The organism is Paenibacillus terrae, from assembly GCF_000943545.1.
Lineage (GTDB): Bacteria > Bacillota > Bacilli > Paenibacillales > Paenibacillaceae > Paenibacillus > Paenibacillus terrae_A.
In genome coordinates this window covers 24,184-37,085 of the sequence record NZ_JTHP01000049.1, presented here as the reverse complement: position 1 = coordinate 37,085, position 12,902 = coordinate 24,184, and the positions used below count along the sequence as shown (strand labels likewise).

10 protein-coding genes are annotated in these 12,902 nt (G+C 43.2%); 9 read left to right on the top strand and 1 reads right to left on the bottom strand.

Annotated elements, in window-relative coordinates; all coding sequences use genetic code 11:
* Positions 1-48: 48 nt before the first annotated feature.
* The 4 genes from QD47_RS20760 to QD47_RS20745 all read left to right on the top strand — a co-directional run bounded on the left by QD47_RS20760 (position 49) and on the right by QD47_RS20745 (position 2,262).
* Positions 49-618, top strand: a complete 570-nt coding sequence (locus tag QD47_RS20760) for an RNA polymerase sigma factor (protein WP_044647916.1) — start codon at positions 49-51, stop codon at positions 616-618.
* Positions 619-846: 228 nt separating this feature from the next.
* The gene (locus QD47_RS20755) at positions 847-1,047 is read left to right on the top strand and encodes a hypothetical protein (protein WP_044647915.1); all 201 of its coding nucleotides are present in this window, start codon (positions 847-849) and stop codon (positions 1,045-1,047) included.
* A 17-nt stretch (positions 1,048-1,064) separates the two neighbouring features.
* Positions 1,065-1,409 (top strand): hypothetical protein, encoded by a 345-nt coding sequence (locus tag QD47_RS20750; protein ID WP_044647914.1) that lies wholly within the window; start codon positions 1,065-1,067, stop codon positions 1,407-1,409.
* A gap of 271 nt (positions 1,410-1,680) precedes the next feature.
* Positions 1,681-2,262 carry a helix-turn-helix transcriptional regulator gene (locus QD47_RS20745; RefSeq protein WP_044647913.1) on the top strand — a complete coding sequence of 194 codons (582 nt, stop codon included), beginning with the start codon at positions 1,681-1,683 and terminating at the stop codon, positions 2,260-2,262.
* Between the two features lie 688 nt (positions 2,263-2,950).
* On the opposite strand, the gene QD47_RS20740 is transcribed toward QD47_RS20745, so the two are convergent.
* Positions 2,951-5,698 (bottom strand): endo-beta-N-acetylglucosaminidase, encoded by a 2,748-nt coding sequence (locus tag QD47_RS20740; RefSeq protein WP_044647912.1) that lies wholly within the window; start codon positions 5,696-5,698, stop codon positions 2,951-2,953.
* Positions 5,699-5,888: 190 nt separating this feature from the next.
* Between QD47_RS20740 and QD47_RS20735 the strand changes: the two genes are divergently transcribed.
* The 5 genes from QD47_RS20735 to QD47_RS20715 all read left to right on the top strand — a co-directional run bounded on the left by QD47_RS20735 (position 5,889) and on the right by QD47_RS20715 (position 12,890).
* Complete coding sequence (locus tag QD47_RS20735) at positions 5,889-7,733, top strand: sensor histidine kinase (RefSeq protein WP_044647911.1); 1,845 nt, start codon at positions 5,889-5,891, stop codon at positions 7,731-7,733.
* Positions 7,726-9,249, top strand: coding sequence for a response regulator transcription factor (locus tag QD47_RS20730; RefSeq protein WP_044647934.1), 1,524 nt, complete (start codon positions 7,726-7,728; stop codon positions 9,247-9,249). Before QD47_RS20735 ends, QD47_RS20730 begins: the two co-directional genes overlap by 8 nt.
* A 184-nt stretch (positions 9,250-9,433) precedes the next feature.
* On the top strand, positions 9,434-10,912 hold the full coding sequence (locus QD47_RS20725) for an ABC transporter substrate-binding protein (protein WP_044647910.1): 1,479 nt from the start codon (positions 9,434-9,436) through the stop codon (positions 10,910-10,912).
* A gap of 104 nt (positions 10,913-11,016) precedes the next feature.
* Entirely contained in the window at positions 11,017-11,946 is a 930-nt protein-coding gene (locus tag QD47_RS20720) for an ABC transporter permease (protein ID WP_044647909.1), read from the top strand.
* Between the two features lie 23 nt (positions 11,947-11,969).
* Positions 11,970-12,890, top strand: a complete 921-nt coding sequence (locus QD47_RS20715; protein WP_044647933.1) for a carbohydrate ABC transporter permease — start codon at positions 11,970-11,972, stop codon at positions 12,888-12,890.
* Positions 12,891-12,902 lie beyond the last annotated feature (12 nt).

Sequence of the window (12,902 nt, the reverse complement as noted above, 5' to 3'; positions counted from 1 at the left end):
AAATACTCTGATATAATAAAAAGGAGATAGAATTTAATTGGAGGAAAAATGAATTCTAATATTTCACTTGAAGAAATTGATAAATTACTCTCAGGAGATCAGCAAGCTTTTACTCAATTTTATATTGAATACCATGCAATGCTCTATCGCCATGCACTTAAATATATGAATAATCATGAGGATGCTGAAGATATTGTTCAAGAGGCTTTTACTCGTATTTATCTTAACATTCAAAATTTCAATTTCTCTTGTAGATTGAGTACGTGGATGAAAGCGATCGTCAAAAATTTATGTATAGATCGTTTTCGTAAAAAAAGTGGAAAACCATCCTTATCCTTGGATGTACCGATAGGTGAAGATAATTCAAGCTTTAGGGACACAATTGTTGATGAAGGAAAGCTTCCTGAACAACTTATTATTGAAAAAGAAGAACACATAGGTATTTTAAATATAGTTGAAGAGATGCCACTCTCCTACAGAGATGTATTTGTCTTAAGATTCTTTTCTGACTACTCAATGAAAGAAATTGCAAAAAATCTTTCTATGGAACTGAATACAGTAAAGACAAATATTTTTAGAAGTAAGAAATTTTTAAAGAGAAAAGTATTACAATCCTGATATATTCCACATACTTAAAATCGTATATTCCTTGGTATCACAATATTGACAGGTGCAATTAACAAGGTGAAAATCACATTGAGCTCATTATTAAGATAGGAATCCGGCAACAAGGGGCCGTTGTTCCCAGACCAGCATCATTTCCTCCACATTGTCATCGTGTAAAAAATTAGAGTTTATCTTTTATTTCGAAAAAATTAAAATTATACTATAGATAGAGGGTAATATATGAAGCTGCGAACATGCTGTGGCAAGGTCATGGAGTTAGAAGTTATTAAGGATGAGCATGATCCGGAAGATTTGATTTTTTCTTTTAATTGTAGTGTATGTGAAGAGGGCTACGCGGTAGGATGGACTGAGATATGTGGAGATATTATATATCTTGAAAAGGATGCATTACAGCGTTTAAAGAAAAACAACAATGCTTGATATCAGGAGCGATCACCATGTTTCTACTGTCTTTTCTTGGTTTCATCATTTTTCTCTATGCTTTTATCGGCCTGATCTTAGGAATACTTTGGTTTGCTTTAGCAAAAATTTTAGAGCTTGATAATCAGAGCGATTATTGGAGCCTCATATTAAATTCCCCAATTGGTCTTGCATATTTTTTAGTTGTGATGCTATTTTTTTGGTTCCCTGCATTACTCCCCTTTATGCGGCGATGGAAAAGCATATTTATGTCCAAAATGGAAGGCACTACTCAATATCAACAAGTTACATGGCAAAGGATTCTTTTAAAGCCATTCCGGTCGCTAAAGGAACATATTTTTAATTGGTATTACATTCAGTAACATATCCGATACTACAGGTATGAAAAACCACCAGATAGCTAGGCTCTCAAACGTATTCCCGGTGGTTTTCATATTATTAGGTCAACCAATGATGGGACTGTTTTCTCTAATGAGCTTATCTTCGTAACAGTGGTAAGCGGACTTTACATATGGTGCGAATGTGAAGTAGTGCAAGATCAAATTCTTTACGGTGGTACAGTTAATAGTTAATTATTTATTAGAGAATCATAAAATCACGTCAAATATCGGTGGAAGTCTTGGAGGTTTATTAATGAATCTTGTTAATCGTGATATGTCGTACTTTGAAAAATATCAAAAGGTAAACCCCGCGAAGTATTTAAGCAAAGGTGTAAAGAAAAGTAGGTTTCGAAAAGCAAAAAAACAGATTAGGAATCGAGTCTTGTACGCAATATTGTTGTCAAAAGATATAAAACTATCCGAACTGGCAAATAAAGTCGGTGTGTCTCCAAGAGCAGTGATTGCTTGGGTTATGGATGGTATTGTACCAAATGAACATAATATGGGCAAAGTGTGCGCTGTTTTAAATTATCCTCATCACATTTTGTTTAATGAAGAGATAGTAAACAGAAGTCCAATTATATGTGTTCAAAACCAATCTAAGTATTATAAAAGGGTAGTTGCTTTATCTGCGGCTAAAAACAAAATTCTACATGGTCTAATGATTGTGTACGATATTTCCCTTAATGACTTAGCGAAAGAGCTAAATTTAACCCACTCAACGATAAGAAAATACATTCACAATAAATTTTTACCTGATATACAAATTCAGAAAAACATTTCTGATTTCTTCAAAATACCAGCAAATGTAATGTTTTATGATGCGACGAACTAAACTGTTACAAAAAAGACAGTTATCAAAAGTCAAATGAGAGGTATTTGACATGGAAGATAGATTAAAACAAGTTCAAGAGTTTGAGAAAAAATGAATTCAAGCACATCGAAACAGTTTGTTTACACGAAAGACAGAGCTACAACTGTGCTCAGGATGCAAGAGGATTATTCACAGCATTTTTCTTTGGCCAAGTCTGACGGTACAAAGCAAGGCTAACGACACTAAGCTTCGAATTGATAGGCCTTCCTATGTCCTTACTCTCCGAAACTACTGGAAGGTGGTGACATGACATTTTGGAAGATAGTAAAAAAGGCAAACCTACTAATTCTCATGGTCAAGCCAAGCTACTATCCTATAGATGAAACCTCACTTACGTGAAGAAACCCACATCTCGAAGTGAGTGGGTTTTTCGGCTATCTAAGAACACATATTGTGAGTTAATTCTGACATTTCCTTTATAGTTGTTCTACTTCTGGAATAGAGAAGAACATTTGCTTCGCCATGTCTCCGGTTGCTTCACCCAGACGAGTTTTTCACCGGCTTTATCAATAGTCCGGGAACGTGGTGCCACCCGGAACGCTGTAACTATAATAAACAACGCCCTTTTGAATCGTTGGCATTTTGGGACTGTTTTGTACTTAGGCGGATAGCCGATAAACAATGAGAACCTTCGAAATCTTGCACAAAGTTATCTTACATATGTTGTAGCCTTATTGCCGGCATAATCCTTAATCACGATCTTTAGCGAGCTGGTGCGGGAAGTGGGGGTAAAGGTTAATTCACTTAGCTTTGTTCTTCCCCGTACAATGTAAGGAAACTTTTTCGACACATAAGTCACGCCAAATTGCTTGGGTACATCGTTTTCGTATACATATAAATAATGCCAATCCTTCGAGGTTGGTAGAGCAAGCGTATACGTTGATCCAGTGACCGTTACATTCTCTTTTGCGTAAGGCTCTATAGTCGTGTCTGCGAGATGCCCGGTGTATGCTACAGGTGTATGATTGCCGATGGCGATACGTAATGTGTAGCTATCGCCGTTTGTGGGTAGATCGGTAAACGTAGCCGTTTCAGCTCCGCTGTCTGCAGTAATGGTTTTATGGAATGCGGTGTCCGTATAGTCGGTGGTCAAGGTCAATTTGACCGTTCCGTCCGCTTCAGAGGGATTTTTCCACATTATCGTAGCCTCACCGTTTCCTTTGGTTTCCACATTAATGTGACTGACAGCGGCATTCAGATCATAATCTAATCGAGCCGGTTCGCTTTCCGTTCCATCTGCTCCGATTGCGGTGAGCGTTAATTCACCGGATTTATGGTTTAGGGACTTAATATAATAGGTTGAGTCATAAATTCCCCCGATATAGGAGCCGTTCTCATACAGATTGTATTGTTTAACTTTGGAGTAATCCTTAAGGTCCCAGGCTACGATCATTTCGTTCGTATCGGTCAGTGCCTTGGTGATTTTGAATCCTGTCGGTGCGGCTGGTTTCAGGACAGAACCGTCTGTTATCTTGATTTGGCCGATATTCATCTGATAGTTTTTGATTGTTTTATTCGCGTTATCAAAAGATAAACCGAAAGCTGCAATCGTTTTTCCCTGATAGGCACTCAAGTCTATACTACGGCTAACCCAGCCTGTAGTTTGTTTACCAGAGTTGGGGACGCTGACTTTTACGACTTTATCGGGGATATCCTTAAAGATCAGTCTGATACTCAGAACCGAGCTGTCATCAGAGGAAGGCTTGTTGTACGTGATGGACAAGTTTGAATTCTTGTTTACCGACAGATCCGTTTTATACAGGCGTAAAAAGTTATCCGAATCCAGCTCTCCGTTAACGACGAGGGAGCTGCCGCCCTGATAAGCGCCCACAGGCTGATAGGTAAACCGAGTCCCTTTGGTATAATTCGGGCCATAGTCGTAGTCAACCGAGAGCGGTTTACCTTGGGTATCGAGCCACCATTGCCAAGTCACCAGGATATCTTGAATATTGATGTTGGACCATTCCTTCGGATTGGAAACAACTCCGTTCACCACATACTGCAAGCCATGTCCAGTATTGAAGCTGGTGTTAAAATGGGAACCACGGATGACAGAACGTTCAGCGATATATGCCGCGATACCGTCCCAGTTAGCGCCCGAAGCTTTTACATCAGACAAATCTGCACTTGCGTTTCTTTGTGCATGGACGGGATTCTGGTTCGGACCGGACCACCAGACACGGTCACGGATAAAGGTCATCCATTGATACGCATTGTCAGCTCTGCGATTGGTGTCCTGCCCGCCAAACTCTTCATCCAGCGCATTATGCGTGAAATCTGCTCCCAACGTCGCGATACTGTTCATCGGCTGCCCGTTATCACCGATATTCAGACGAAGATCGTATTTTTGCTTCCATCTGCCAAAGTCACCGTTCCCGCCCTCAATACCAGCAAAAACGGTCTTAAGAGGGTTCAGACCCAATTGCTTGGCATGGTCGCGGGAGCTTTTCAGCTTCGCTTTGTCCCACCAATAATTCAGAAAAATGGAGTCGGACACCTGCCCGTATTGCTTGTCTTTGACAAACGGACTGTTCACGGCATTAAATTCATTTTGATAAGCAATTTTCCCGGTTTCGTTTATGGTGGAGTCGTACCATTGCACATACATGCCCTGATCCCGCAAGTATTTCATAAACTGTTTGTAACGGGGGATGTCCTCCGTAGCTACGCCTTTTGAAGCTTCCTCCTGGTTGATGAAGTAGCCGTCATAGCCATAATATTTCGCCATTTCGATCAATTTTTTGGCTACCGGAAATCCACCCTGAGCATCCTGCACGAGCATTTGCTTATACGTTTGCGGTCCACGGTCATTATCCGAGAAAAAAATACAGGCGATGGAGAGAACGCCGTTCTTGTGCGCCGCATTCGTATAACCCGGATTTGGAATGTTCAGTATGCCGAACTCGAACCATTTTTCCGTCCAATCCTTTTGGGGATCGTACAGCTCTTCGGGTACATGGGCGGTAGGCATGCCATGCCAGTAGCCGTAATAGTCGGTATATTGCCAGTAATTGAACAAATATTGACTGAATTTATTGGTATAGGAATAGCTATCGAAAAAAGCGTTTCCATAATCGCCGCTGAGTGTAAACATTTGCGTGTCAGGGCTTAAAGCAGGGTGAGCCTGTGTGGCTGCAAAGGAGCTGTTTCGTTGTTGCAGTGGGACACGGGCGCGAAGCATATCTCCATAGACATCTTGGGTAGGAGTCCAGTCCAAAATATGTGAGCTGGCGTACCCATGCTGATAAGGCTGATTCGGCCCTTTGGCGCTTTCTCCTTCATACGGGAGGGTATCGCCTGCATAAACGGATGGAGAGAGTGTTTGGCTTAACAGGACGGAAGTCAAAACCAGAGCAGTCCATTTTAAAGCGAACTTGTGCACCTTGTTGCGTTTCATAGCTCATCCCCCTAACGAGTATTTATCCCCCTAAAGATAATCAATAAAATTGTTTTTAAATAGAGGCTAAATTAAAGATATGACGTTTAAATTAAAGAAAATCATGCTTTTTATGAATACGCTTACTTATTACCTGCGAAGGACATGGTATACTTTATTTACGCATGAACGATTCTGGAGGGTTTATAGCATGAAAAGGGGCAAGAGATACATAGCTTATTTTAAAAATAACATGTTCCTGAGGATACTACTGTTGTTCTCCTGTATTGCCATTTTGTCGATTATTACGATTGCATATGTCACGTATGTATCCATTTCGCAATCCATTGTTCGACGGGAACTGGATACCCAGAAAGCAGCGATGGAAAGTGTTGATCGCTATATCCATCTCCGGCATGAATCCGTCCAGAACATGGTGCGAGACATGTACCGGAATGAGGTGCTCTCGATGAATGTTTCCTTTTTTATGGATCACGCGTATTCCGAATATGTACAGCACCGCATGGACGAAATGTACATGGAGAGTCATGATTATTCAACAGATGTACTCACCTATTTTAAAAATTGGCTGGATGAAAATAGAGATATCAGCAATTTGATTTTGTACAGTGCCGACCAGCAATATTTGTCCACTTTCAATGAGAACAAGCAATTCAAACAATTCCCGGTGCATGTGGCGCGTTCCTTTGTACCGGATGTGATGGCTGCCGAAAGCAAAAGTGTCTCTGCTCCGAATTACTGGATTCGGAAGGCGGTCGATCAGTGGAGCCCCTCGTTATATTCGTTACAAGTCCCCATTAACAATAAGCAAACACTCAAAAATACGGGTCAGCTTCTGGTGTTTCTAAATTCCAAGAATATTTCCAATGCACTTACCAGCTACGGGAACAATCTGAAGGGAGAAATTATCGTTCTGTCCACCCATGGAACGGTTCTGTTCGATTCAAGAAATAACTATTACGGAAAAACGTACCCTTATGTCGAAGTGACCCGATCGTTATATGACGATGTGGACTCCGATGTTGGGATCATTCAGGCGAAGCAAAATATGTACATTAACAAGCTGATTTCTCCAGACGAAGGGTATGTCGTGATTGGGGCAGTCCCTAATGAGGAAATGGCGGAATCGTACCGGGGTATCCGTAATACGATTTTGACAATCAGTGTCGTTTGTATTCTGTTTGCTGTGCTGTTCCCTGCCTTCTTCGTCATTAATTTTGCAAAACGAACGAATCGGATTATTAAATTCACTCGTCAGGTGAAAAATGGCGACCTTACAGCTCGCATCCAAGACCCCCAAGAGGATGAGCTGGGACAAATTTCTCGAAGCTTCAACGATATGCTGGACGAACTTAATCTATATATTGAACGGGTGTATAAAGCAGAGATCAAGCAGAAGCAAACGGAGCTTGTGGCCTTGCAGGCACGTATTCATCCCCATTTTTTGTATAATACGCTTGAAGTGATCCGCATGCGGGCGATTTCCCAGGGAGCCAAGGATGTAGGAGAAATGATTTACAGCTTATCGGTGTTGTTCAAAAGCCTGGTTCAGCAGAAAAAAATATACACGCTTAAAGATGAATTGGAGGCTTGCAGATTATATCTTGAGTTGTTCAGAATACGCTACAAGGAAAGGTTCGATTACACGATTACGGTCGACCCCGAGCTGTATCCCCGTTCTGTCATGAAGCTGATGCTTCAACCCATCATTGAGAATTATATTGTTCATGGTATCCAAAGCGACCGGAATGATAATGTGCTGACCATTGATGTGCGGGAAGCGGGGGAGGTTCTGCTGGTTGAGATCCGCGACAATGGAAAGGGCATTGAAGGGGAGCGTTTGAAAGAGATTCTAGCGGAACTGGAGCGTCCGGAAGAAAACGGACAAATGTTTGGACTACGCAGTGTGCACACCCGACTTCGGTTTTTGCACGGAGCCGATTACGGTATTGAACTGGAGAGCCTCATTGGTGAGGGAACGACGATTCGGGTACGATGCCCCAACAGGGAAGGGATGGATGCCATATATGTATAAAGTATTTATTGTCGACGATGAGCCTTTTATCATTGAGGGATTATACGATATTGTGGATTGGACCTATTTTGGACTAGAAATTGTCGGACATGCGGAAAATGGATACTTGGCGATGGAAGCGCTGGCCTCCAGACCCGTGGACGTACTGATTACGGACATCTCCATGCCAACGATGAATGGTCTCAGTCTGATTCATGAGGCGAGAAAGCTGCATGCTGACTTGAAGGTGATTATTTTGAGCGGATTTAATGAATTTGATTACTTGAAGGAAGGCATGAAGCTCGGCATCGAAAATTATCTTCTGAAGCCGATTAATGTGGAGGAACTGGAGTCCACTTTATACAATACAACGGAGAAGCTGGACAGGTCCCGATTGGATCAACGATATGAGACGTTCGGGGTACAGGTTCTCAAGGAAAATACGTTGTACCGTTGGCTGACAGGGCAGATTGCGCCTACAGAATTTCAGGAGCGTGCCGAATTGGTAGGTTTTTCGTTAAATATCCCCTTCATGGGGGTAGCCGTGTTGCGGACCGAGAGGGATTCGGCAGGAATGCATAAACGGTTAAGGCAGTACATTCAGCACCAGCCCGATTTAACGTTGTTTCGCGATGTTGATGCGGATAGTGTAATCATTGCTGCATTATCGAACCATGATGAGGGCAGACAGGACTTGATGATGCTGCTGGAAGAATTTACTGTTCAGTGGTCGACGGACGGGGAAGAAACGGTTTATATCGGGATAGGCAGTGCCGGTTCGCTTGCTGCTGCTCCACGCAGCTACAATGAAGCAAAAAAATCACTGGAATATTTCATGATATATGGTGACCGCCGGATTATTGACTATACGATGCTGGAAGAGGGCGAGGGCAACGCTGGCGAGACTTGTTCCATCGACTGGAAGGATTATGCGAAGCTAATTATAGCAAGAGACCTGGATGCGCTTACCGCACGGATTCAGAGTGATATTGAGCAAATCCAGCATCTTGAAAGTGTTACCCCGGATGAACTGCGGAATATGGCGCTGGAGTTGGTGATCCGGTTCAAGATGGAGCTGGAGAGCATCAAGCATTCCAATGAGTCGGAACGGTTTCAGCAGGGGCTTCACCAGATAAAATGCTGTACCACATTGGCAGAGCTGGTGAGTGCGCTTCAGGATGTGGCGGCAGAGACGGTGAATTCATTGCTGCAAGATATGAAAAACCCCATCGTAAGTCAGGTGCTGTCCTATATCCATGTTCATTATGCCAAGGAGCTATCATTAAAAGTATTAGGATTCCAGTACCATCTTCATCCCGTTTATCTCGGTCAGTTGTTTCATAAGGAAACGGGTGAAACCTTTGCTGAATATATCAATCAGTACCGAATTAATAAGGCCAAGGAGCAGCTTAAAAACACGAATCTCAAAGTGCATGAAATTGCGCGGAACGTAGGATATTGGGAGACGGGATATTTTTATAAGCAGTTCAGAAAATATGTGGGTATTTCCCCGACAGACTATAAGGGATTGGGATAAATACCAGGTGTACATGGATTTCTTTAATTTGTACCTTGGTTTATTAAGTTTATCTTCTTTTTGAAAGTGCTTTCATTAGTTAAGGTTAACGTAGTTGCTTCATAAATGAGGATTTTGCAAAATCCTGAAACAGAAATGAATGAAACGACAGGGTCAAAGTCCATTTCATAAGGGAGGATCATAGATGGGTAAAAGCAAAATAAGCTACTCGTTTGTTCTGGTGATGTGTATGGTGTTGACGCTCATTCTCAGTGCTTGTGGAGGAAGCAGCGGTGGCGGGGAAACGACGAATGAGGGAGCGGAAAAGCCGGTAGAGCTGATCTGGTATACCATTGGTACACCTCAAAAAGATGTAGATCGGGTGATGGAAGAGGTTAGCAAGTACACCCAAAAGAAAATAAACGCCACGATCAAAATGAAAATGGTCGATTGGGGCGACTACCAGCAAAAAATGCAGGTGAATGTGGCTTCGGGAGAGCCAATGGATATCGTATTTACGGCTTCCGGTGGCTTTGATTATGTACAAAATGCTAGAAAGGGCGCATTCATGGAGATGGACGACTTGCTTGACAAGTACGGTCAGGATCTTAAAAAGACGATTGATCCTGCGTTTCTGGAAGGCTCCAAGGTGGATGGGCATCATTATGGCATTCCTGCCAACAAGGAGCTTCCGCAGCAAGAGGTATGGCGGTTCAATAAAAAATTGCTGACCCAATACAAGCTGGACCTTCCAAATGTCCGTTCGCTGGATAGTCTGGAGCCTCTGCTCAAAACCATTAAAGAAAACGAGCCCGGCGTAACAGCGTTTGGCATGGACAAAAACTATGTTCCCTACGTTCCATATGACTATATCATTCAAAACCTGCCGATGGCTGTCAAAATGGATAGCACGGATTATAAGATCGTAAACATTTTGGAAACGCCTGAAATGAAGCAGGCGCTGACGACGATGCATAAGTACTACAAGGCCGGGTATGTATCACCGGAAGCGGCAACCACAGGCTCCACCAATGATTTAACAACGTCTGGAAACTGGTTTCTGGATCGTGCGCAAACTCAACCGCTGGCCGATAATCTATGGTCTGCAAGCTACGGCTATCCGGTTATATCCACCCCTGCGAGCGATCCGATGGTGACTAATACGTCTGTACAGGGCTCCATTATGGCGATCTCGGCTAACTCGGCAAACCCCGAAAAGGCGATGCAGTTCCTGAACCTGCTGAATACAGATCCGGTATTACGTAATATGGTTGATTCCGGTATTGAGGGAGTGCATTACAAAAAAACAGATGGCCAGTATATCGAAAATCTGGCTGATTCCAAAAACTATGACATGCCTTCGTATTCGCTAGGCAACAATATGCTACTGTATCTGAATCCGAATGATCCGGCTGACAAATGGGAGCAATTCAAGAAGTTCAACTCGGAGGGAAAAAATTCTCCAATCCTAAGCTTCAACTTTGACAGCAGTAAAGTATCTACGGAGATGGCAGCAATTCAGAACGTCAAAGAGCAATTTTGGGCTTCACTGATGACAGGCACGCTGGACCCGGAAACGAATCTCCCGAAAGTGACTGAGAAATTCAAGCAGGCTGGTCTGGATAAGGTGATGGCGGAAGCGCAGTCCCAGCTTGATGCCTGGAAGGCACAAAACAGCAAATAATACTTTAGGGTCGTGAAATATAAGAGAGGATCGGGCGGGTGTAAGTTACGCCCGGTCTTTTTTCAATAGCTATTTTAGCTATTACAGATTGGGAGGGAATACCTATGGCCGCATTTTTCAGAAATGTGATTAAAAACAAAGTTATGCTGTTCATGGTGCTGCCCGGCGCTATCTGGTTCTTCTTCTTTTCATACCTGCCGCTGGTCGGTACAGTGGCTGCCTTCAAGCAATATCGTTTTAACAGGGAAGGATTCTGGGCCAGTATTTATACGAGCAAGTGGGTGGGCTGGGATAACTTCAAGTTTCTGTTCAATAACAACGATGCCTATGTCATCACGCGAAATACCCTTTTGTATAACCTGGTCTTTATTATTCTCGGACTTGTTTTTTCGGTAGCTATGGCTATTCTGCTCTCCGAGCTGATTAATAAACGATTAGCAAAGCTGTACCAGACAGGCATGTTTCTCCCGTATTTCCTGTCATGGGTCATCGTGGGCTACTTTGCATTCAGCTTTCTGAGCATGGATCGGGGAATGCTGAATCAAATTCTCGCAGGGTTTGGCATCGAGCCGATTCAGTGGTATTCGGAGGCCGCCTATTGGCCGTACATCTTGATTTTAGTCAGTCTATGGAAGGCGATCGGCTATAACAGTGTCGTTTATCTGGCTTCGATTTTGGGCATCGACAAATCCTTGTATGAAGCAGCCATGATAGATGGAGCCAGCAAATGGCAGCAAATTCGTAATGTGACGCTCCCTTTGCTCTCGCCGATCATTATCATTATGACGCTGCTTGCAGTCGGACGGATTTTTTACGCGGATTTTGGTTTGTTCTATCAGGTTCCGAGAGATTCGGGCACCTTGTATTCGGTAACGAACGTCATCGACACCTATGTATACCGTGGGCTAAAAACAACGGGGGAAATCGGGATGAGCACGGCCGCAGGTTTGTATCAGTCAGTGGTTGGCTTTGTTCTGGTCATCTTATCTAATTATGTTGTACGAAAAATAGATAAAGACAGCGCTTTGTTCTAAAAAAGAGGAGAGGGGTGTGGGCTGTGGCTTCTGGAAAAAAAAGAAAAAAACGAGATTTCCATCATATTTCACGGGGCTGGAATGCTGTTCTGAATGTGGTAGCAGGGGTGTTCGCGTTCCTGTGTGTATTTCCCTTTTTGTTCGTCGTCATTATTTCCCTAACCGATGAGAAAACGCTGGCGCGGGACGGATATCGGCTGCTCCCGGCTCAATGGAGTCTGGAGGCTTATCGCTTCATATTTCGCACCAGTGATACGCTACTGCGCTCCTATGGGGTGACGATTGCCGTAACGGTCATCGGTACGGTGATCAGTCTCATTCTCATTTCGTTATATGCGTACGCCATTTCGCGAAAGAGCTTTCGTTACCGGAGATTCTTTTCCATTTTTGCGATTTTAACCATGCTTTTTAATGGTGGAATGATCCCGACCTATATGGTCGTTTCCCAATTGCTCGGGCTCAAGGATACGATTTGGGCTTTGATATTGCCGCTGGCCATGAATGCCTTTTATATTATGATCCTGCGCACATTCTATAGCACCAGCGTGCCAGATGCCATCGTTGAATCAGCCAAAATAGATGGGGCAGGTGAGTTTTACACATTTTTAAAAATCGTGCTTCCGCTCTCTCTGCCCGGACTTGCGACTATTGGTTTATTCAGCACACTTGGTTACTGGAATGACTGGTTTAATGCCCTGTTGTATATTGACAATCCCAATCTGGTTCCACTTCAGTCCATGCTGATGCGGATTGAATCCAGCATTCAGTTCATCCAGCAAAATTCGCAAAACAGCTCTATGAGTCTGGCTGCGCTTCAATCGATTCCGCAGGATACTTCGCGTATGGCGATGGTGGTACTGGCGACGCTGCCTATTATATTCGCTTATCCCTTCTTCCAGCGTTACTTTGTGCAGGGACTTACGGTTGGGGCTGTGAAGGAATAACAGGGAAGGAGA